The 19,953-nt window shown below is 72.0% G+C and carries 23 protein-coding genes; 13 read left to right on the forward strand and 10 right to left on the reverse strand.

Translation table 11 applies throughout. From position 1 onward, the window contains the following. Nucleotides 1-12: 12 nt before the first annotated feature. Nucleotides 13-546 (reverse strand): gamma carbonic anhydrase family protein, encoded by a 534-nt coding sequence (locus ACWD5Q_RS15365; RefSeq protein ID WP_451427475.1) that lies wholly within the window; start codon nucleotides 544-546, stop codon nucleotides 13-15. A gap of 106 nt (nucleotides 547-652) precedes the next feature. Between ACWD5Q_RS15365 and ACWD5Q_RS15370 the strand changes: the two genes are divergently transcribed. Next, nucleotides 653-1,417 carry an acyltransferase gene (locus ACWD5Q_RS15370; RefSeq protein ID WP_451427476.1) on the forward strand — a complete coding sequence of 255 codons (765 nt, stop codon included), beginning with the start codon at nucleotides 653-655 and terminating at the stop codon, nucleotides 1,415-1,417. A gap of 213 nt (nucleotides 1,418-1,630) precedes the next feature. Here ACWD5Q_RS15370 and ACWD5Q_RS15375 read toward each other — a convergent pair whose 3' ends face one another. After that, nucleotides 1,631-2,488: an EamA family transporter gene (locus tag ACWD5Q_RS15375; protein ID WP_451427477.1), complete on the reverse strand. Its 858-nt coding sequence runs from the start codon at nucleotides 2,486-2,488 to the stop codon at nucleotides 1,631-1,633. A 92-nt stretch (nucleotides 2,489-2,580) separates the two neighbouring features. Between ACWD5Q_RS15375 and ACWD5Q_RS15380 the strand changes: the two genes are divergently transcribed. Continuing rightward, nucleotides 2,581-3,153 carry a helix-turn-helix domain-containing protein gene (locus ACWD5Q_RS15380; RefSeq protein WP_451427568.1) on the forward strand — a complete coding sequence of 191 codons (573 nt, stop codon included), beginning with the start codon at nucleotides 2,581-2,583 and terminating at the stop codon, nucleotides 3,151-3,153. 43 nt (nucleotides 3,154-3,196) lie between these two features. Beyond that, nucleotides 3,197-3,751: a YbaK/EbsC family protein gene (locus ACWD5Q_RS15385; protein WP_451427478.1), complete on the forward strand. Its 555-nt coding sequence runs from the start codon at nucleotides 3,197-3,199 to the stop codon at nucleotides 3,749-3,751. 77 nt (nucleotides 3,752-3,828) lie between these two features. On the opposite strand, the gene ACWD5Q_RS15390 is transcribed toward ACWD5Q_RS15385, so the two are convergent. Next, nucleotides 3,829-4,914, reverse strand: coding sequence for a cation diffusion facilitator family transporter (locus ACWD5Q_RS15390; protein WP_451427479.1), 1,086 nt, complete (start codon nucleotides 4,912-4,914; stop codon nucleotides 3,829-3,831). A gap of 62 nt (nucleotides 4,915-4,976) precedes the next feature. Here ACWD5Q_RS15390 and ACWD5Q_RS15395 point away from each other — a divergent pair, with 62 nt between their 5' ends. Continuing rightward, nucleotides 4,977-5,366, forward strand: a complete 390-nt coding sequence (locus ACWD5Q_RS15395; RefSeq protein ID WP_451427480.1) for an ArsR/SmtB family transcription factor — start codon at nucleotides 4,977-4,979, stop codon at nucleotides 5,364-5,366. A gap of 114 nt (nucleotides 5,367-5,480) precedes the next feature. On the opposite strand, the gene ppk2 is transcribed toward ACWD5Q_RS15395, so the two are convergent. The 4 genes from ppk2 to ACWD5Q_RS15415 form a co-directional block, all read right to left on the reverse strand. Further along, nucleotides 5,481-6,368, reverse strand: coding sequence for a polyphosphate kinase 2 (ppk2, locus tag ACWD5Q_RS15400; protein WP_451427481.1), 888 nt, complete (start codon nucleotides 6,366-6,368; stop codon nucleotides 5,481-5,483). A 22-nt stretch (nucleotides 6,369-6,390) separates the two neighbouring features. Continuing rightward, nucleotides 6,391-6,624: a hypothetical protein gene (locus ACWD5Q_RS15405; RefSeq protein ID WP_451427482.1), complete on the reverse strand. Its 234-nt coding sequence runs from the start codon at nucleotides 6,622-6,624 to the stop codon at nucleotides 6,391-6,393. A gap of 19 nt (nucleotides 6,625-6,643) precedes the next feature. Continuing rightward, on the reverse strand, nucleotides 6,644-7,798 hold the full coding sequence (locus ACWD5Q_RS15410; RefSeq protein ID WP_451427483.1) for an anion permease: 1,155 nt from the start codon (nucleotides 7,796-7,798) through the stop codon (nucleotides 6,644-6,646). Nucleotides 7,799-8,045: 247 nt separating this feature from the next. Next, entirely contained in the window at nucleotides 8,046-8,600 is a 555-nt protein-coding gene (locus ACWD5Q_RS15415) for an NAD(P)H-dependent oxidoreductase (protein WP_451427484.1), read from the reverse strand. 151 nt (nucleotides 8,601-8,751) lie between these two features. Here ACWD5Q_RS15415 and ACWD5Q_RS15420 point away from each other — a divergent pair, with 151 nt between their 5' ends. From ACWD5Q_RS15420 to ACWD5Q_RS15440, 5 genes are all read left to right on the forward strand, one after another. Then, a complete protein-coding gene (locus tag ACWD5Q_RS15420) occupies nucleotides 8,752-9,408 on the forward strand; it encodes a TetR/AcrR family transcriptional regulator (protein ID WP_451427485.1) in 657 nt (218 codons plus the stop codon). Nucleotides 9,409-9,747: 339 nt separating this feature from the next. Next, nucleotides 9,748-10,755, forward strand: a complete 1,008-nt coding sequence (locus ACWD5Q_RS15425) for a cation diffusion facilitator family transporter (RefSeq protein WP_451427486.1) — start codon at nucleotides 9,748-9,750, stop codon at nucleotides 10,753-10,755. A 148-nt stretch (nucleotides 10,756-10,903) separates the two neighbouring features. Then, a complete protein-coding gene (locus ACWD5Q_RS15430; protein WP_451427487.1) occupies nucleotides 10,904-11,359 on the forward strand; it encodes a MarR family winged helix-turn-helix transcriptional regulator in 456 nt (151 codons plus the stop codon). Then, a complete protein-coding gene (locus ACWD5Q_RS15435; protein ID WP_451427488.1) occupies nucleotides 11,356-12,210 on the forward strand; it encodes an ABC transporter ATP-binding protein in 855 nt (284 codons plus the stop codon). Before ACWD5Q_RS15430 ends, ACWD5Q_RS15435 begins: the two co-directional genes overlap by 4 nt. Next, nucleotides 12,170-13,030, forward strand: coding sequence for an ABC transporter permease (locus ACWD5Q_RS15440; RefSeq protein ID WP_451427489.1), 861 nt, complete (start codon nucleotides 12,170-12,172; stop codon nucleotides 13,028-13,030). Before ACWD5Q_RS15435 ends, ACWD5Q_RS15440 begins: the two co-directional genes overlap by 41 nt. A gap of 50 nt (nucleotides 13,031-13,080) precedes the next feature. Here the strand turns inward: ACWD5Q_RS15440 and ACWD5Q_RS15445 are convergent, their stop codons facing one another. Together ACWD5Q_RS15445 and ACWD5Q_RS15450 are read right to left on the reverse strand one after the other, a co-directional pair. Then, on the reverse strand, nucleotides 13,081-13,263 hold the full coding sequence (locus ACWD5Q_RS15445) for a hypothetical protein (protein ID WP_451427490.1): 183 nt from the start codon (nucleotides 13,261-13,263) through the stop codon (nucleotides 13,081-13,083). Nucleotides 13,264-13,801: 538 nt separating this feature from the next. Next, entirely contained in the window at nucleotides 13,802-14,209 is a 408-nt protein-coding gene (locus ACWD5Q_RS15450) for a CoA-binding protein (RefSeq protein ID WP_451427491.1), read from the reverse strand. 173 nt (nucleotides 14,210-14,382) lie between these two features. Between ACWD5Q_RS15450 and ACWD5Q_RS15455 the strand changes: the two genes are divergently transcribed. Then, nucleotides 14,383-15,066 carry a hypothetical protein gene (locus tag ACWD5Q_RS15455; protein ID WP_451427492.1) on the forward strand — a complete coding sequence of 228 codons (684 nt, stop codon included), beginning with the start codon at nucleotides 14,383-14,385 and terminating at the stop codon, nucleotides 15,064-15,066. Beyond that, complete coding sequence (locus tag ACWD5Q_RS15460) at nucleotides 15,063-15,605, forward strand: SixA phosphatase family protein (RefSeq protein WP_451427493.1); 543 nt, start codon at nucleotides 15,063-15,065, stop codon at nucleotides 15,603-15,605. The genes ACWD5Q_RS15455 and ACWD5Q_RS15460 overlap by 4 nt, the downstream gene beginning before the upstream one ends. Before the next feature lie 18 nt (nucleotides 15,606-15,623). Here the strand turns inward: ACWD5Q_RS15460 and ACWD5Q_RS15465 are convergent, their stop codons facing one another. Continuing rightward, the gene (locus tag ACWD5Q_RS15465) at nucleotides 15,624-17,615 is read right to left on the reverse strand and encodes an amino acid transporter (protein ID WP_451427494.1); all 1,992 of its coding nucleotides are present in this window, start codon (nucleotides 17,613-17,615) and stop codon (nucleotides 15,624-15,626) included. Between the two features lie 371 nt (nucleotides 17,616-17,986). Between ACWD5Q_RS15465 and ACWD5Q_RS15470 the strand changes: the two genes are divergently transcribed. Continuing rightward, on the forward strand, nucleotides 17,987-18,625 hold the full coding sequence (locus ACWD5Q_RS15470; RefSeq protein ID WP_451427495.1) for a YigZ family protein: 639 nt from the start codon (nucleotides 17,987-17,989) through the stop codon (nucleotides 18,623-18,625). Nucleotides 18,626-18,775: 150 nt separating this feature from the next. Further along, the gene (locus ACWD5Q_RS15475; protein WP_451427496.1) at nucleotides 18,776-19,933 is read left to right on the forward strand and encodes an exonuclease SbcCD subunit D; all 1,158 of its coding nucleotides are present in this window, start codon (nucleotides 18,776-18,778) and stop codon (nucleotides 19,931-19,933) included. The last annotated feature ends 20 nt before the right edge of the window (nucleotides 19,934-19,953 follow it).

The raw sequence follows: 19,953 nt of genomic DNA on the forward strand, positions 1-19,953 counted from the left end.
CTACAGGAACACTCAGTCCTGCCGGTGTGCGTCGCGGTGGGCCTTCGCCAGCTCCGCGTACATCGTGCCGTTCAGCGTGATGCCCTCGCGCTCCTCAGCGGTCAGTTCCCGCTTCACCTTGGCGGGCACACCGGCCACCAGGGAGCCCGGGGGCACTCGCATGCCCTGCGGCACCAGGGCCTGGGCCGCGACCAGGGAGCCCGCGCCGATCACCGCGCCGTTGAGGACCGTGGCGCCCATGCCGATCAGGCAGTCGTCCTCGACGGTCGCGCCGTGCACCACGGCGTTGTGCCCGATGGACACCCGCTCGCCGACGGTGACCGGGAAGCCCGGGTCGGCGTGCAGCGTGCAGTTGTCCTGGACGTTGCTGCGCGCGCCGACGGTGATCCGCTCGACGTCGCCACGCAGCACCGCGCCGTACCAGACGCTCACGCCCGCGTGCAGTGTGACGCCCCCGATCACCACGGACGTGGGTGACACGAACGCCTCCCCGTCCACCTCGGGGTCCCTGCCGCCGATGCCCGTGATCAGCGCCTTGTGCGTCATTGCCGTCTCCTCGTGGTCGGTCCCCCGGCACCGTACGCCATCGGTGGGGCGAAGATCACAGCGGTACGGGCTCATGGGCGTACCCGGTGCTGAGTAACGTGAGCGGGTGCTCACGAGCAAGAACACGTTCTCGTCATGGCGTCGCGGCTTGGCGCAGCGCGCCGTCCACGCGGGCTGGGCCTGGGTGCAGCGCGCGGGTTCCGTGACCGCGGAGCACCCCGGGCGCTTCCGCTTCGGCGCGATGGGAACGGGTACCAGGCTGGCCTTTCCGCTGGGCACGGTTTTCGGTGAGCCGTGGATCCGCGTCGGCGCCCACTGCATCGTCGGCGAACAGGTCACCCTGACGGCCGGACTGATGCCCGGCCTCGACCTCGGCTCCGACCCGATCCTGCGCATCGGCGACGGGGTCGTTCTCGGCCGGGGCAGCCATGTCATCGCCGACACCTCGGTCACGATCGGCAGCGACTGCTACTTCGGCCCGTACGTCTATGTGACCTCCACCAACCACTCGTACGACGACCCGCACGAGCCCATCGGCAAGCAGTGGCCGCGGATGGAACCGGTGGAGATCGGCCCCGGCTGCTGGATCGGGACCGGCGCGGTGATCCTGCCGGGTGCGCGGATCGGGCGGAACGTGGTGGTGGCGGCCGGGGCGGTGGTGCGGGGAGCCGTGCCGGACCACGCGGTGGTGGCCGGGGCGCCGGCCCGGGTCGTACGGCGCTGGACACCCGAGGACGGCTGGCAGCCGCCGCTCAGAACACCGGCCCCGGTGCCGGTACCGGACGGGGTCACGCCGGATCAGCTGCTGGCCCTGTCCGAGCTGGACGAGGCGGACGTCGCCCGGCTCGCGGAGCTGGAGGCCGAGTCCTGAGGGTCCGGGACGTGGGGCCGGCCGCCGAGGGGTGACGGCTTGGCTCGCCTGTCCGGCCGCCGAGTGCCGACGACTGTCAGACTCGCGGATTCGGTCGAGGAGTGCCGACGGCCATCCGGCTCGCGGATCCGGTCGTGGAGTGCCGACGACCATCAGGCTCGCGGATCGGGTCGCCGGTTGCCGAGGTCAGCCGGTGGCCGGCGGGTCCTGATGTCAGCCGGTGGCCAGCAGCAGCGTACCGACGAGCGCGAGGCCCGCTCCCGCGGCCTGCACCGCGCGCAGCCGTTCCCTGAGGAAGCCGCGCGCGGCGAGCGCCGTCACCACCGGGTAGAGCGAGGCGAGGACGGCGGCCACTGTGACCGGGCCGTGCTGGGCCGCGAGCGCGTACGTGCCGTTGGCGGCGACGTCGGCGAGACCGACGAAGGCGAGCGCGGGCAGGGAACGCCACGGGAAGTCACCCTGCGGGAGCGCCTGGGCGCCGCGCCGCTTCGCCGCTCCCAGGGCGGCACCGCCCACGACGACATTGGTGACGCGCTGTACGAACAGCGCCAGGAACAGCCCGGTCACCGTCGTCGACGCCTGGGCGATCAGCGCGAACACCGTGCCGAACCCCAGCGCCGCGACGAGGGTCAGCAGGATCGCCTGCCGTTGTACCGGGGCACCCCGTAGCTGCGGGCCGCCCGCGAGCGCCACACCGGTGACGGCGACGGCGATCCCGGCGGCCTGGAACAGTCCGGGGCGCTCGCCGAGCACGAGCGCCACGCCGACGGGGACCGCCACGCTCAGGGTGGCGAGCGGGGAGACGACGCCCATGGGGCCGAGAGCGAGCGCCTTGTAGAAGGAGAGCAGGGCGATCGGGCCGACCAGACCCGCGGCGAACGCGAACCACAGCCGGGGTCCCGCCTCGCTCCAGGCGCCGGTGACCACCACGACGGCGCCGAGCACGGACGCCGCGACGGTCTGCGAGACGACCACCACGGTCAGTGCGGGCATCCGCCGGGTCAGCAGGCCCCCGCCGAAGTCGGCCAGCCCCCACAGAAGGCTGGTGGCCAGGGCGAAGAGTGCTGTCATGGCCGCCTCGCAGTACAGTTCGGTGAACGATGGGGTGCACCACACCATAGTTCAATAAAATGAAATCTGTCATACAGAATATTGGACTCAATGTGTCGGATCTCGACCTGCTGACCCAGTCACTGGCGCGCAACGTGAAGCGCTGGCGCGGCGAGCGCGGCTTCACCCTGGACGCCCTCGCCGCCCGTGCCGGAGTCAGCCGGGGCATGCTCATCCAGATCGAGCAGGCCCGCACCAACCCGAGCATCGGCACGATCGTCAAGATCGGCGACGCGCTCGGGATCAGCATCACCACGCTGCTCGACTACGAGCAGGGCCCCCGGGTCCGGATCGTCCCGGCCGAGCAGGCCGTACGCCTCTGGCGCACCGAGGCGGGCAGCTACAACCGTCTCCTCGCGGGCACCGAGGCGCCCGGCCCGCTGGAGATGTGGGACTGGCGGCTGATGCCGGGGGACCGCAGCCCCTCCGACCCGCACCCCGCCGGCACGGTCGAACTCGTCCATGTCACAGCAGGCCGGCTGACGATCACCGTGGACGGCGAGGACTATGACGTCCCGACCGGCGCCAGCGCCTCCTTCGAGGCCGACACCCCGCACACCTACGCCAACGACGGCGATGAGCCGATGGAGATGGTGATGGCGGTCTCGGTGCCGCCCGTCCGCTGAGACACCGGTCCGGCCGCCGCCGCACGGCTGTTAGCGTGCCGTCATGCGCGCACCCATCGGAGACTTCGACCAGGCCACGCCCGCTCCCGACTGCCTCGACGAGCTGACCCGCCCGGTGGCCGACGCCGTACGCCACTGGAGCGGCAGCGTGCCCGCCGACCAGATCGTCTACGTCGACACCGAGCCGGACTGGGCCGACACCGCGACCTTCGTGGAGCACTACGGCAGGGACCTGCTCGACCGGTCCGCCAACTGCGTCGTGGTCGCGGGCAAGCGGGGCGGCGAGACGATGCTGGCCGCCTGTGTGGTCCTGTCGGCCACCCGGGTCGACGTCAACGGCGTGGTCCGCCGCCAACTGGGCGCCCGCAAGGCGTCGTTCGCGCCGATGGAGGTGGCGACGGGGGAGACGGGCATGGAGTACGGCGGCATCACGCCGATCGGACTGCCCGCCGACTGGCCGGTACTGATCGACTCGGCGGTCGTCGACCTGCCGTACGTCCTGGTCGGCAGCGGCAGGCGCCGGGGCAAGCTGCTGGTGCCGGGGAAGGCGCTCGCGGAGCAGGCGAACGCCGTGGTCCTGGAGGGGCTGGGCGTCTGAGCGTCGCGTGACCACCGCGCGGGATCCGCACCGGCAACGGCCGCCGTGGTGCAGGTGCCGTGCCGGGCTCCGCCGGGTCAGGGCCGGGGGCGGGCGTGGTGGGCCAGGGCCCGATGCGGGTCGGCCCGGCCCGGTGCCGGGGCCGGGTCGGCGTGGACCAGGGCCGCGGTCAGCCGCGGAACCGCGTGCAACAGGGCGTGTTCCGCTGCGACCGCGATGTCGTGCGCCCGGCGCACGCTCACCTCGCCGTCCACCACGACCGCGACCTCCGCCCGCAGCCGGTGGCCGATCCAGCGCAGCCGCAGCTCGCCGACCCCGAGCACGCCCGGCACCCGGCGCAGCGCCCGCTCGGCCCGGTCCACCAGTGCCGGATCGACGGCGTCCAGCAACCGCCGGAACACCTCCCGGGCCGCGTCCCGCAGCACCAGCACGATGGCGGCTGTGATCGCCAGCCCCACGACCGGGTCGGCCAGGTGCCAGCCGAGCGCCGCGCCACCCGCACCCGCCAGGACCGCGAGTGAGGTGAACCCGTCCGTGCGCGCGTGCAGCCCGTCCGCGACCAGTGCGGCCGAACCGATCGCGCGGCCCACCCGGATGCGGTGGCGGGCCACCCACTCGTTGCCCGCGAAACCGATGACGGCCGCACCGGCGACAGCGGGGATGTGCTCCATGGGGCGGGGGTCCATCAGCCGTTCGACCGCGCTCCAGGCGGCGAAGGAGGCCGACGCGGCGATCGTCAGCACGATGACGATCCCGGCGAGATCCTCGGCGCGGCCGTACCCGTAGGTGAAACGGCGCGTGGCCGCGCGGCGGCCCAGGACGAAGGCGATGCCGAGCGGCACGGCGGTCAGGGCGTCGGCCGCGTTGTGCACGGTGTCGCCGAGCAGCGCGACCGACCCGGAGATCACGACCACGACGGCCTGGGCCAGCGCGGTTCCGCCGAGGACGAACAGGGAGACCCACAGGGCCCGCATGCCTCGCGCGGAGGACTCCAGCGCGGCATCGAGCTGGTCGGCGGTCTCGTGGGAGTGGGGAGTGAGGAGGTGACGGAGACGGGGGAGCGGACCGTGGGAGTGCTCGTGGTGACGGGCGTGCGCGTCATCGTGGCTGTGGCTGTGGCCCGGTGCCCCGCCGTGCTCGTGTGCCTCGTACGGCTGTCCCATGGGAAGGTCCCTTCCTCGCGCGACAGTGGACGCGATCGCCCCCACGGAGCCATTATGTGCGTATGAGCGCACGCATGCACCTATCACCTGCACACGGTGCGCAGCCGCGCACGGACGGCGCGGCCGAGAGGCACCCCGGCTCTCCCGGCGAGGAGCAGTTCGCGCTCGCCGCCGAGCTGCTGGCCCTGCTCGGGGACCGCACCCGCCTCGCCCTGCTGCACGCCCTGACCCGGGGCGAGGCCGATGTCTCCACGCTCACTCAGGCGTGCGGCGCGGCCCGGCCCGCGGTCAGCCAGCATTTGGCGCGGCTCCGGCTCGCGGGCCTGGTGGACACCCGCAAGGAGGGCCGCCGGGTGATCTACGCGCTACGCGACGGCCATCTGCGCCGGGTCGTGGACGAGGCGCTCAGCCTCGCCGACCACCGGCTCACCGACCGCCCGGCCCACGGCTGACGGCGGCTCGGCGCAGCGACCGCAGGACGACGGGACGGACGACAGGGCACTGGGCGAGACGGCGCGTGAGGCCGTGGCCGCCACGCGCCGCGAGCCCAGCGCCCCGGGGGCGTTTCAGGGAGCGCCGTCGTCCTCGCCCGCCTCCCTGAGGTTGGCCGCCGTGCCCACGATGCTGGGATCGGGGGTGCCGACGACCTCCAGGTCCTTGTTGCCGTAGTCGAAGCGGGCCAGGACGCTGCGCATCGCCTCGACGCGCGCCCGCTTCTTGTCGTTGCTCTTCACCACGGTCCACGGCGCGAAGCCGGTGTCCGTGGCCCGGAACATGGCGACCTTGGCCGCGGTGTAGTCGTCCCAGCGGTCCAGGGAGGCCAGGTCGATCGAGCTGAGCTTCCACTGCCGCACCGGGTCCACCTGACGGATCGTGAAGCGGGTGCGCTGCTCGCTCTGCGAGACCGAGAACCAGAACTTCACCAGGTCCACCCCGTCGTCCACGAGCATCCGCTCGAAGAGTGGCGCCTGGCGCATGAAGCGGAGGTACTCGTCGTCCGTGCAGAAGCCCATCACGCGCTCCACGCCGGCCCTGTTGTACCAGGACCGGTCGAACATCACGATCTCGCCCTCGGTGGGCAGGTGTTCGACATAGCGCTGGAAGTACCACTGACCGCGCTCGCGCTCGGTCGGCTTCTCCAGGGCCACCACCCGGGCGCCGCGCGGGTTGAGGTGCTCGGTGAAGCGCTTGATCGTGCCGCCCTTGCCGGCCGCGTCACGCCCCTCGAAGACTATGACGAGCCGGCGACCGGACTCCTTGATCCAGCTCTGCAGCTTCAGCAGCTCGATCTGCTGGAGCCGCTTGTGCCACTCGTACTCCTTGCGCTCCATGCGGTGGGCGTAGGGGTAGTCCTCCCTCCAGGTGTCCACCGGGGTGCCGTCGGTCCTGAGCAGTACGGGGTCGTCGTGGTCGCTGTAGTCGACCCGCAGGCCGTCGGTCACCAGAGGTGTCATCGTCATCCTTATGTCGCACGCCTCAGTGGAACTGCGGCACGATCAGGTAGATCCCGTACACGACCACGGCCGCGCAGGCCAGGAAGCAGAGCCCGGCCTGGGCGATGGCCAGGGTGTGGCCGCCGCCGTCCCGTTCGCGGGTGTGCTCGGCCTGGGCCAGGCCGAGCACACCGAGCGCGAAGACGACGACCACGGCGACGGTGACTCCGACACTGACCGCGGTGACCACGCCGAGGGCGGTCCAGTCAAGGTGCATGGCTCGAACTCTCCCCGGCTCAGGCGGCGCTGCGGACGTGTGTGGGCTGGGTGGCGCGGAGGGTGACCTCGTGTGTCTCGTTCACATTGTCGGCGTGGACCGGATTGCGGCGCGAGGCGAGCACGATGAACGCGGCGATGGCTGCTGTGATGAGGGCGATGACCACGGTACCGGCGTTCCCGCCGTATTTCACAACGCCGGCGGAGACGCCGCCGACCAGCGCGGCCGCCGGGAACGTGACCAGCCAGGCGATCGCCATGCGGCCCGCGATGCCCCAGCGCACCTCGGCGAGCCGCCGGCCGAGACCCGCGCCGAGGATGCCGCCCGAGACGACCTGCGTGGTGGAGAGCGCGAAGCCGAGGTGGGCGGAGGTCAGGATGACGGTGGTGGACGCGGCCTCGGCGGCGAAGCCCTGCGGCGACTGGATGTCCGTCAGGCCCTTGCCCATCGTGCGGATGATGCGCCAGCCGCCCAGATAGGTGCCGAGGCCTATGGCGAGACCGGCCGCCCCGATCACCCACACGGGCGGGCTCGCGTTGTGGCCCAGCGCGCCCGCCGAGATCAGCGTCAGCGTGATCACGCCCATCGTCTTCTGGGCGTCGTTGGTGCCGTGGGCGAGGGAGACGAGCGAGGCGGAGGCGATCTGACCGAGTCGGAACCCCTTGGTCACCGACTCCTTGCGGGCCCGGGCGGTGATCCGGTACGCGAGGTAGGTGGCCATCAGCGCCGCGACTCCGGCGACGAAGGGCGAGGCGATCGCCGGGATCAGAATCTTCTCGACAACCTTGTCGACGTGCACGCCGTGGCTGCCGGCACCGACCCAGACGGCGCCGACCAGACCGCCGAACAGCGCGTGCGAGGAACTCGACGGCAGCCCGAGGAGCCAGGTCAGCAGGTTCCACAGGATGGCGCCCACCAGCCCGGCGAAGATCATTCCCGGGGTCACCAGGGTGTCGTCGACGATGCCGCCCGAGACGGTCTTGGCGACCTCGGTGGACAGGAAGGCGCCCGCGATGTTGAGCACGCCGCTGATCAGGACTGCGATCCGCGGCTTGAGGGCGCCCGTGGCGATGGAGGTGGCCATCGCGTTGGCGGTGTCATGGAATCCGTTGGTGAAGTCGAAGGCCAGCGCCGTGATGATGACGACGGCCACAAGTAACGTGATGTGGTCCATCCGGAGATCAAAGCAACCGAAGGCGTATTTCCGGAGAAGGACAGGAGACGGCGAGGCGTGCGGCGTATGGGCGATCGTGCCTCCGTGTGCCGACCGCGGCGAGGAGACCGGTGGGTGCCGCGTGACAGGCGCCGCGTCCGGTCTCGCCGCGCCCCGGTGAAAAAAGTGACCGTGGGTCAGGACATCCGGGTCCTGACCCACGGTCGGGTCATGCTCGGGGCCGGCCTCGAAGCCGGGATCCGCGGGGTCAGGCGGCGGGCGCGGCCTGGGAGAGCTGCTCGATGACCTTGGTCAGGCCCTCGACGACCTCGGTGTCGTCCGCCGGGTGGGTCTCGGCGAAGCGGGTCACGGAGCCGGGGATGGAGAGCTTGGCGTCCTCGAGGACCGTGCCACCGGCGATACCCAGGGCCTTGCGGGTCTCGTCCTGCGCCCACACGCCGCCGTACTGGCCGAACGCGGTGCCGACGACGGCGACCGGCTTGCCGGACAGGGCGCCGGTGCCGTACGGACGGGACAGCCAGTCGATCGCGTTCTTCAGGACGGCCGGGATGGTGCCGTTGTACTCGGGCGAGAAGAGCAGCAGGGCGTCGGCCTCGGCGGCGGCGGTGCGCAGCGCGGCAGCGGCCTCGGGGACGTTGCCCTCGACGTCGATGTCCTCGTTGTAGAAGGGCACCTGGCCCAGACCCTCGTGCAGCACGACCTCGACGCCCTCAGGGGCGTGCTTGACGGCCGCCTCGGCGAGCTGACGGTTGTGGGAACCGGCGCGGAGGCTGCCGACCAGGGCGAGGATGCGTACGGACATGGCGAAACTCCCAGGATGAAGCGATCGGTGGCAATCGGACCGTCCGAGCCCGTTGAACGTTGTACCAGATTAACCGGACTGCGGTCCATTTCTTCTGCCATCCTAAACGGACCAGGGTCCGATTATCTTCCCGGGCCGCTAACCTGGAGCCATGACCGAGCCGTTCGCGCCTTCTTCCGCGCCTCAGGGCCGGGACGACCAGGGGAGCCGCGCTGCCCTCTCCCTGCTGCCGACGGGACAGGAGCCCCAGCTCCGGGCGGATGCCGCGCGCAACCGCATCCGGCTGCTGGAGGTCGCCGCCCGGCTGGCCGCCGAGCGCGGCATAGCCAACGTGACCATGGACGACATCGCCTGCGGGGCCGGCGTCGGCAAGGGCACCGTCTTCCGGCGCTTCGGCGACCGCACGGGCCTGCTCGTGGAACTGCTCAGCCATTACGAGCAGCAACTCCAGGCCGCCTTCCTCTCCGGACCGCCGCCGCTCGGCCCGGGCGCGCCCCCGGCGGAGCGGCTGTACGCCTTCGGCTCGGCCGTCATCCATCATGAACACGCCCACCGGGACTTCTACCTGGAGGCCCCTATCGAGCCGGGCCGCCGCCGCACCGGCCCCGCGTACGGCTTCCGGCTGGGCCATGTCCGCATGCTGCTGCGCGAGGCGCGCGCGGACGGCGACAGCGAACTCGTCGCGCACCTCATGCTCGGCTATCTGGAGACGGTGCTCGTCGATCATCTGCTCTCCGTCCGGGGGATGCCCCTGGAGCGGGTGGAGGCGGGATGGCGCGATCTCGTCGATCGCTACACGGACCGATGACGCCGATGTACGGGCGGTAACACCGCGAGCGCGCCCGGCGCGGGGGCGCCCCGGGCGCCCGGTGACGGGTCCGTCCTGCTGCGGGAGCGGACCGACGGGGCCGTCGGGTGGTGAGGTGACGGGCCGGTCGCACGTCACCCGCACGGCGCGTCCCGGCCGCCGGCCGAGATCGGCCGATAGGGGTCATGCCCGGCTCGGCGCGCCGACGTCTCATCGTTTATGCAGGTCAGGGACGTATTATCGGACATGACAACGGTCACCGGTGCAGCCTTTGCCCCGAGGCGCCGCCATGCGTTTCACTGCGGTGAGGCACCCGATGCGCGGGGGAAGGCGGATCAGATGAGCGACCACGGTCATGGGCATGGCCCGGGGGGTCACGCGGGACACTCCCACGGTGTGGCGGCGGACGCCGACCGCCGCTGGCTCGGTGCCGCGCTCACCCTGATCACCGTGTTCATGGCGGCCGAAGTGGTCGTCGGTGTCCTCTCCGGCTCCCTGGCCCTGCTCTCCGACGCGGCCCATATGCTCACGGACGCCGCCTCCATAGTGCTCGCCCTCATCGCGATGCGGCTCGCCGCCCGCCCGGCCCGGGGCGGTTACACCTACGGCCTCAAGCGGGCGGAGATCCTCTCCGCCCAGGTGAACGGCCTCACCCTGCTGCTGCTCGGGGCCTGGCTGGCGTACGAGGCCGTACGGCGGCTCATCACCCCGCCGCCGGTCGCCGGCGGACCGATGCTGGTCACCGCACTCGCCGGAATCGTCGTGAACGTGGCCGCCGCCTGGTGCATCTCCAAGGCCAACCGCACCTCCCTCAACGTGGAGGGCGCCTACCAGCACGTCCTGAACGACCTGTTCGCCTTCATCGGCACCGCGGTCGCCGCGCTCGTGGTTCTGCTGACGGGCTTCGAGCGCGCCGACGCCGTCGCCACCCTCGTGGTCGTCGTGCTGATGGTGAAGGCCGCGTACGAACTGCTGCGTGATTCGGGCCGCATCTTCCTGGAGGCCGCGCCCGCCGATGTCGATCCGGACTCGCTCGGCGAGCAGCTCGTCGCCCGGCCGGACGTCGTCGAAGTGCACGATCTGCACGTCTGGCAGATCACCTCCGGCCAGGCCGCGCTGTCCGCGCACATCCTGGTGGAACCCGGCGGTGACTGCCACGCGGTCCGCCGCGACCTGGAGGACGTGCTGCACCACGACTACGGCATCACCCACACCACCCTCCAGGTCGACCACGCCTCCGAACGGGTCCTGCAGGTGGCGCTGCCCGGCGAACCCGGCACGGCGGACGACCCCGGACACTGCGAGGCCCCGCACGGTCCGGTGCACCGGGAGCCGCACCACCACTGACGGAGCGGGCCGGTCGGGGCGGCGCCTCGGAGGGAACGGCCGGCGGCACGGGGCCCTGGGCGGCCCGGAGCCTCGGATGGCACAGTCCTTCACCCCTTTTGACCGTCTCTTTCCGCAATACCTCTGACGCAGAGCTAATCTCGGACGCATGGAATCCGAGAAGTTCGCCGAGGATCTGGCCGCGGCCCTCGTGGCGGTGCAGCGGCTGATCCGGCGGCGGCTGCGCACCGGGGCCGCCGCACCGCGCCTGCGCGGCGCGGAGGTCGAACTGCTGCGCCTGGTGGTGGCGCGTCCGGGCATCGGTGTGTCGGACGCCGCCAAGGAGCTGTACCTCGCGGGGAACTCGGTCTCCACACTGGTCAATCAGCTCGCGCGGGACGGCTATCTGATCCGCGAGACGGACCCGGCCGACCGCCGGGCCGCCCGGCTGCTGCCCACCGAGGCGGCCGAGGCGCGGCTGCGTGACTGGCGCGAGCGGCGCACCGCACTCGTACGCCGCCAGGTCGCCCGCCTCGACGACGAGGACCGCACGGCGCTTCAGGCCGCCCTTCCGGCGCTGCGCAAGCTGGCGGAGAACCTGCATGAGGAGGCCGAGGAGAGATGACGAGCGACACGACGGTCGACGAGGCACCCGCGGCGGACGCCGTCACCTGTGACGGACTCCGCTACTCCTTCGGGGAGACGACGGCGGTCGACGGGCTCGACCTCCGGGTCCGCGACGGCGAGGTGTTCGGACTGCTCGGCCCGAACGGCGCGGGCAAGACCACCGCGATCCGCTGCATCACCACGCTCCTGCCGGTCCCGGCGGGCAGGGTCCGTGTCTTCGGCCATGACGCGGCCCGCGAGCGGATGGCCGTGCGGCGGCTGCTGGGCTATGTGCCGCAGCAGCTCTCCGCCGACTCCGGACTCACCGGCCGGGAGAACGTCGCCCTGTTCGCCCGCGTCTTCGACGTCCCCCGGCGCGAGCGGGCCCGGCGCGTCGAGCAGGCCCTCGCGGCCGTCGACCTGACCGCCGCGGCCGACCGCCTGGCGAAGACCTACTCCGGCGGCATGGTCCGCCGGCTGGAACTCGCCCAGGCGCTGGTCAGCGCGCCCCGGCTGCTGATCCTCGACGAGCCGACCATCGGCCTCGACCCGATCGCCCGGACCACCGTGTGGGAGCACATCAACGCCGTCCGCGCCGCCACCGGCATGACCGTCCTCGTCACCACCCACTACATGGACGAGGCCGACCAGTACTGCGACCGGGTCGCCCTGATGCACCGTGGCCGCGTCCGTGCCCTCGGCACCCCCGCCGAGCTGAGGAGCGGTCTCGGGGAACGGCTCGGCACCGAAGGCCCGCTGCCGACGCTGGAGGACGTCTTCCGCGACGTCGCCGGCAGCGGCCTCGACGACCAGTCAGGAGACTTCCGTGATGTCCGAAGCACCCGCCGCACCGCGTCCCGCGTCGGCTGACCGCGCACCGCAGCCGGACTTCGGCCTGCTGGTGACCCCGCCCCGGGCCCGCACCGGCTGGCGGGTACTGCCGGCGCGGGTCGCCGCGATGTGCGCCGTCGAGCTGCAGAAGCTGCGCCACGACCGCACCGAGCTGTACACGCGCGCGATCCAGCCGGCGCTGTGGCTGCTGATCTTCGGCGAGACGTTCACCCGGATCAAGGCCATCCCGACCGGCAGCATCCCGTACCTCGACTATCTGGCACCCGGGATCATCGCCCAGTCCGCGATGTTCATCGCCATCTTCTACGGCATCATGATCATCTGGGAGCGGGACGCCGGCATCCTCACGAAGCTGCTGGTCACACCGACCCCGCGGGCGGCGCTCATCACCGGCAAGGCGTTCGCCGCCGGGGTGAAGGCACTGATCCAGGCGCTGGTGGTCGTCGTGATCGCGGCGCTGCTCGGCGTCGCGATGACCTGGAACCCCCTGCGGCTGCTGGGCGTCGCGGCGGCCGTCGTCCTGGGCTCGGCCTTCTTCTCCTGTCTGTCCATGACGATCGCGGGCATCGTCCTGACCCGTGACCGGCTGATGGGCATCGGCCAGGCGATCACGATGCCGCTCTTCTTCGGCTCCAACGCCCTCTACCCGGTGGCCGTCATGCCCGGCTGGCTCCAGGCGATCAGCAGGGCCAACCCGCTGAGCTACCAGGTCGACGCCCTGCGCGGCCTTCTGCTCGGCACGCCGTCCCATCTCCCGCTCGACTTCGGTGTGCTGGTGGTGGCCGCGGCCCTCGGCGTCACGTCGGCCTCGTCGCTGCTGGGGCGGCTGGCCCGCTGAACCGCGGCCGGATCCCGGGCCGTCGCCGAGCAGCATCGACGGCGGCCACCTCACCTCTTCTTCCAGAACGCCATCAGATCCGCCAGGGCCCTGATGATCTCGGGACGTTCCGATGCCTCCGCCCGGCGCAGACTGATGACGAGTGCCAGGAGGATCATGACGACGAAGAGGGCGACGGCGTAAAGGAAGAGCTGCGGCGCGGCTCCGGCCACTTGCTCGAGTACGGCCCACATACTGCCTCCCGGACGGATCCGGCCGCTGCTTCCGGGAGACTTCGCCAGGGCGCGAGAACCTCCACGAACGCAGGCGGACACCTGTCATCACGCAGCGCCCGCCGACTGCGAACCCCGGCCGCGTGGTACCAGGAGGGGAAGGCGGATCCCACCGGGGGAGCCTTCCGCTGACTGGTCGGCAAGATGTGGCGCCCGTACGTCGAGAGGCTCGACGCCACTACCGTGTTGTGCTGCTCCGCGGGTTCGGCGGGGACGGCGTCATCGAGTCCGGCGAGTTCGGCGCCGGGTGCGGCTCCGTCTCGTCGACGCTGGCGGTGGCGGGGCAGACTCCTCGTCGCCGCCGGACCAGTTACTTCTCGGTATCAACCGTATCCGCGCGGCCCACTCGAACACGTCTGACTCGCGCATGCGTTCACCCGTTGGGTCGCCTGGCTCCCGTCCGGAGCGTGGGTACCGCGCCTGTCCGCGGGGCGGGTGGCATCCGTTCACCAGGGGGTGCCGCCCTTCCCCGAGGAGGGCAGAGCGGCACTTCCTCGGACTACCCCAGCATCGGAATCTCGATGGCCGGGCAGTGATCCATGACCATCTCCAGGCCGGCCGCGCGCGTGCGTGCGTAGGCGTCTTCGTCGACCACGTCCAGCTGGAACCAGACGGCCTTGGCGCCGATCGCGGCGGCCTGGTCGGCCACCGGGCCCGCCAGGTCGCTGTTGACGAAGACGTCGACGACGTCGACCGGGAACGGGATCGCGTCCAGCGACGGGTATCCCTGCTCGCCGTGGACCGTCTCCGCCTTGGGATGGACCGGCACGATCCGCTTGCCGTAGCGCTGGAGGACCGCGGCGACCCGGTAGGCGGCACGCTGCTGGTTCCCGGACAGGCCCACGATCGCCCAGGTGTCGCCCAGCTCGGTGAGGATCTTGCGGATCGTTGCTGAGTCGCCGTACACGGCCGGTCTCCTTCGACGTCCCGCGACGCGGCGGACCCGCGCCGTCTGCTGTGAGGCAACAGCGGGTGGGACAAACGGATTCCCCGCACCCACGACCGCACGGTGGCCAGGCGGTAGCCCGAAACGGGCCCCACCGCTCTGCACCGAAGCGCTGATCCGCCTACGCTCGCCCCGTGCTTCGTATCATCGACGCCCGCAATGGCGAGCCCACCGACGTCCGCCCGGGCCTGGTCCGGGTTCACGCCCATGTCACCGGCGCCGACACCTCGGCCCTGCGGGTGCTGCTGGTGGCCGACGTGCTGGCCCGGGCGCTGGAACTCGGCGGAACGCCCGTGGTCACGGTCGCCGCCCCGGCCGCCGCCCTGCGAGAACGCGCCGACGCCCTCGGTATCCGCCCCGCGGAGCCGGACGCGCCGGGCCTCGGCCGGGCCCTGCACGTGGTCGGGGCGGAGTCCGCCGCACCCGACGGCGTGCGTATCGAGGTCGCACCGGCCACCGGACCCGCCGACACCGCCGCCCCGCCGTCGGCCCTGCGCCTTGCCCTGCTCACCCGTCCGCGCCGCCAACCCGTGGTCCTCGACCCGGCCGCCCTGAGCGCGGCGCACGACACGCTCGGACGCTGGCGCCGGGCCGTCGCCGGGTGGGCGATCCATCCCTCGCGGCCCATCCCGGAACGGGTGCGGCACGCACTGCGCGCCGCCTGGGAGGACGATCTCGACGTACCGGCCGTCCTGACGGTGCTGGGGCGCGTGGAGGGCGACGACGACCTGCCGGAGGGCGCGCGCTTCGAGACGTACGCCTACGCCGACCGCCTGCTCGGCCTGGACCTCGCCCGCGAGATCGGAGCCTCGGCGTGATCACCCGTGCCGGGGTGGGCCCGCTGCGCAGACTCGTGGTCCTGCGGCACGCCAAGTCCGCCTGGCCCGAGGGCGTCGCCGACCACGAGCGGCCCCTCGCGCCCCGCGGCCGCCGGGACGCCCCGGCCGCCGGGCGTGCGCTCGCCGAGACCGACTGCCTGCCCGATCTCGCTCTCTGCTCCACCGCCGTGCGCGCCCGCCAGACCTGGCAGCTGGCCTCGGCCCAGTGGGGCACCCCGCCGCCCGTACGATTCGACCCGCGGCTGTACGCCGCCGACGTGCCCGATCTGCTGCAGGCCGTGCACGAGACGCCCGCCGAGGTGGAGACGCTGCTGCTGGTCGGGCACAACCCGGAGCTCACGGACCTGGTGCTCGCCCTCGCCGGGGAGGGACTCGACGACACGCTGGAGCGTGTCAGGACCAAGTTCCCCACCGCGGCGATCGCCGTCCTCGTCGCCCACGGCGGCACCTGGGAGGCCCTCGCCCCCGGCAGGGCACTCCTGACGGAGGCGATCGTGCCGAGGGGAAAGAAGGCGTAGCTGTCCGAGCTGTCCGGGCTATCCGACGTGGACGCGGGGGCGCCGCTCCGGATCGGGCTCGGCGCGCCGCAGCACTTCGCGGGTGACCGGGGCGACCTCGCCGTCCCCGAACACGAGGAAGCGCAGCAGATGGCTCAGCGGGGCGCCCTCGGTCCAGTTGAAGTAGGCGTGCGGCACCTGGCCGGTGCGGTCGCGCAGCTCCATCAGGACGGCCGCGATGGTGTTGGGCACGGTCGCCCCGGACACCCTGAGCCTGCGCACCCCGAACTTCTTGTCGCCGTGCACCGTCAGATCCGTGGTGAAGTCCGAGGAGTCGGTGACGAAGGCCTCCAGGAACAGCACCGGCCGCCCGTCCGGGATATGGGTCTGCTCGCGCTGGCTGTGCTCCTTGGCGCGGTACTCCCGTCTGCTGTGCTCCTGGGGCTCGTTGGCGATCAGCAGCAGCGGCCCGTGCGCCGCCGCCTCCTCGATGAACCGCGCCGCCGGTTCGTCGAAGGTGACGGTCGCGGCACGCAGTTCGAAGGCGCGGTGCACCCGCGAGGCGAACGACGTGACCAGGATCGCGAGGATGAAGATCAGCGCGATCTTGAGGCCGTCGGGGCGCTCGATCACATTCGTGACCAGGGTGTATGCGAAGACGGCGGTGATCGTTCCGAAGCCGAGCGCGGCGGCCCGCCGACCGCGCCGGTGTACGGCGACCGTCGAGGCGAACGCCGCGGAGAGCATCAGTACGAGCACCCCCGTCGCGTAGGCGCCGCTCTGGGCGTCGACATCGGCGTGGAACCACAGCGTGATGAGGAGGGCGGCCACCATGAAGACCAGCACCAGAGGGCGGACGCCACGGGTCCACTCCGGCGCCATGCCGTAGCGCGGCAGATAGCGCGGCACCAGGTTGAGCAGCCCGGCCATGGCGGAGGCGCCCGCGAACCAGAGGATGGCGATGGTGGAGACGTCGTAGACCGTGCCGAAGGCCCCGCCCAGGTGCTCGTGCGCGAGATAGGCGAGCGCCCGTCCGTTGGCGGGGCCGCCGTTCTTGAAGGCGTCCTGCGGAATCAGGATCGTCGTGGCCAGGCTGGACAGCAGCAGAAAACAGCTCATGATCACGGCCGCCGTGGTGAGCAGCTTCCGCGTGTCACGCACGCGCCCGGCCGGATGGTCGTAAGTGTCCGTCGGATCGCCCTTGATCTGCGGCATCACCGCCACACCCGTCTCGAAGCCGGACATGCCGAGCGCCAGCTTCGGGAAGACGAGCAGCGCCACACCGATCATCGCGAGGGGCGAGGAGTGCTGGGCGGTCATCGCGTGTGTCCAGTCGCCGACCTTCACCGGGTGGCTCAGCACCTCCCAGACGGCGACCGCGAGCACGATCACGTTGAGGCTCAGATACGTCACGACCAGGGCCACCGCGATGCCGATGGCCTCCTTGAACCCCTTCAGGAAGACGGCGCCGAGCGCGGCGAGCAGAAACAGGGTGATCCAGAGGTTGGCGCCCTCCGCCCCGTGCGGGGCGTACGGGTTCTCCACGACGTGCGCGGCGGCGTCCGCGGCCGACAGGGTCATCGTGATCATGAAGTCGGTGGCCGCGAAGCCCAGCAGCACCAGCACGAGGATCTTCCCCGCCCACCACGGCAACAGCCGCTCCAGCATGGCGATCGAGCCCTCGCCGTGCGGGCTCTCGTGGGCCACCCGGCGGTAGACGGGCAGTGCGCCGAAGAGGGTCAGCGCGATCAGCACGAGCGTCGCGAGCGGCGACAGCAGGCCGGCCGCGAGGGCGGCGATACCGGGCTGGTAGCCGAGAGTGGAGAAGTAGTCCACACCCGTCAGGCACATGACGCGCCACCAGGGGTGCCCCTCCTGCGCGGCGTCCGGGGTGGCGTGCGGGCCGGGATGCCGGGCCGTCCGCTCGCTCAGTCCCTCCAGGAGCCAGGCCCGGTAGCGGGACCTGGCGGCGGAGGGCGGCGAATGGTCGGGTTCGGCGGCGTCCGGACTCTCCACCTGGGTGCCGGTCATGCTGCGCTCTCCTGTGCTCGCTCGGGCGACCTCGCGGGGCCGCTGGTCCGGCCCGGGCCCAGGACGGCCCGGAACTCGGCAACGACGAGCGAGTATCCATTACGGGGGCAGTGTGCCCGGGCGCCCGGGGGCGGACGCGCCGACGCGGGAACGAACCGGGTGAGACGTATGGCACACCCTGTTCACAGAAGTGGGAGGGCGCGGTGGACCGGGGGACGCGGAGGCCGGGACGGACGGCTTGGCGGGCGCGCAGAGTTGGGGGGAAGCGCAGGACCGGACGGACCGCTCGGCGGGCGCTCGGCACGGCTGGTGGGCAAGGCGCGCAGGCGCCCTCGTGCGGCGCGCCCGCAGGCGCCGCATAGGCTGGCGTGATGCAGGACGAGTACCGCACCGTCGCCCGCGCGGGCGTGCACGAGACCGAGGTCAACCGCTCCCGCTTCCTGTGCGCACTCGCCCCGGCCGCCACCGAACAGGAGGCGCAGGACTTCATCGCCGGCGTCCGCAGGGAGCACGCCGACGCCACCCACCACTGCTACGCGTACGTCATCGGCGCCGACGCCGCGATCCAGAAGGCCAGCGACGACGGCGAACCGGGCGGCACCGCAGGCGTCCCCATGCTCCAGATGCTGCTGCGCCGCGACATGCGGTACGTGGTCGCCGTCGTCACCCGTTACTACGGCGGGGTGAAGCTCGGCGCGGGCGGGCTCATCAGGGCCTACGGGGGAGCGGTCGGCGAGGCCCTGGACGCGCTCGGCACCCTCACCCGCCGCCGGTTCCGGCTCGCCACGGTGACGGTGGACCACCAGCGCGCGGGCAAGGTGCACAACGACCTGAGGGCGACCGGCCGCGAGGTGCGCGACGTGCACTACGGCGAGGCCGTCACCATCGAGATCGGACTGCCCGACGCCGACGTCGAGGCCTTCCGGGCATGGCTCGCGGACGTCACCGCGGGCACCGCCGGGTTCGAACTGGGGGGAGAGGCCTACGGGGACGCCGACCCAGGACGGTGAGGGCTCCGGTGTGCTGTCCTCGTCCAGCGCCCATGATGGTGGCTCAGTCAGCGGCAGGCGTTAGCGTGGTGAGTGCTGACCGTGAGCCCGTGCTGGTCGGTGCTGGGTTTGTAGGCTTTTCAGGGGAAACGTGCGGTTCGGAGTGGTTTCTTGAGATTGCTGCACACGTCCGACTGGCATGTGGGCCGGGCGTTCCACCGCGTGAACATGCTCGACGCCCAGGCCGTGTTCATCGACCACCTCGTCGCGACCGTGCGCGAGCGCGGCGTGGACGCCGTGGTCGTGTCGGGAGACGTGTACGACCGGGCGGTGCCGCCCCTGGCCGCGGTCGAGCTGTTCGACGACGCCCTGCACCGCCTCGCCGCACTGGGTGTGCCCACGGTGATGATCTCCGGGAACCACGACTCGGCGCGCCGCCTCGGCGTCGGCGCGGGTCTCCTCGACCGCGCGGGCATCCATCTGCGCACCGAGCCCGCCGCCTGCGGCACCCCCGTCGTGCTGGAGGACGCCCACGGAGACGTCGCCTTCTATGGCCTGCCGTATCTCGAACCGGCCCTGGTCAAGGACGAGTTCGGTACCAAGGCGAGCCACGAGGCGGTGCTCGCGGCCGCCATGAACCGGGTCCGTGCCGACCTCGCCACGCGCCCGCGGGGCACCCGTTCCGTCGTCCTCGCCCACGCCTTCGTCACCGGTGGCGAGCCCAGCGACAGCGAGCGGGACATCACGGTCGGCGGGGTCGCCGCGGTGCCCGCGGGCGTCTTCGCCGGGGTGGACTACGCGGCCCTGGGCCACTTGCACGGCAGCCAGACCATCACCGAGCGCGTGCGCTACTCCGGCTCCCCGCTGCCGTACTCCTTCTCGGAGGCCGGCCACCGCAAGAGCATGTGGCTCGTCGACCTCGGGGCCGACGGCTCCCTGACGGCGGACCGCGTCTCCTGCCCGGTGCCGCGCCCCCTCGCCCGGATCCGGGGGAGACTCGAGGACCTCCTCGCCGATCCGGAGCTGGCACGCCACGAGGAGGCCTGGCTGGAGGCCACCCTCACCGACCCGGTGCGGCCCGCCGAGCCGATGGCCCGGCTGGCCGCTCGCTTCCCGCACACGCTCAGCCTCGTCTTCGACCCCGAGCGCGCCCCCGAGGACCCCGCCGCGTCGTACGCGCGGCGGCTGGCGGGCCGTTCCGACCAGCAGATCGCGGAGGACTTCGTGGCCCACGTGCGCGGAGCCGGGCCCGACGAACACGAACGGGCGGTGCTCCAGGACGCGTTCGACACGGTGCGCGCCGACGAGACCGTCCGGGAGGTCGCGTGACCTCGCGGGCTCGGCAGACG

Source organism: Streptomyces sp. NPDC002513 (assembly GCF_053595355.1).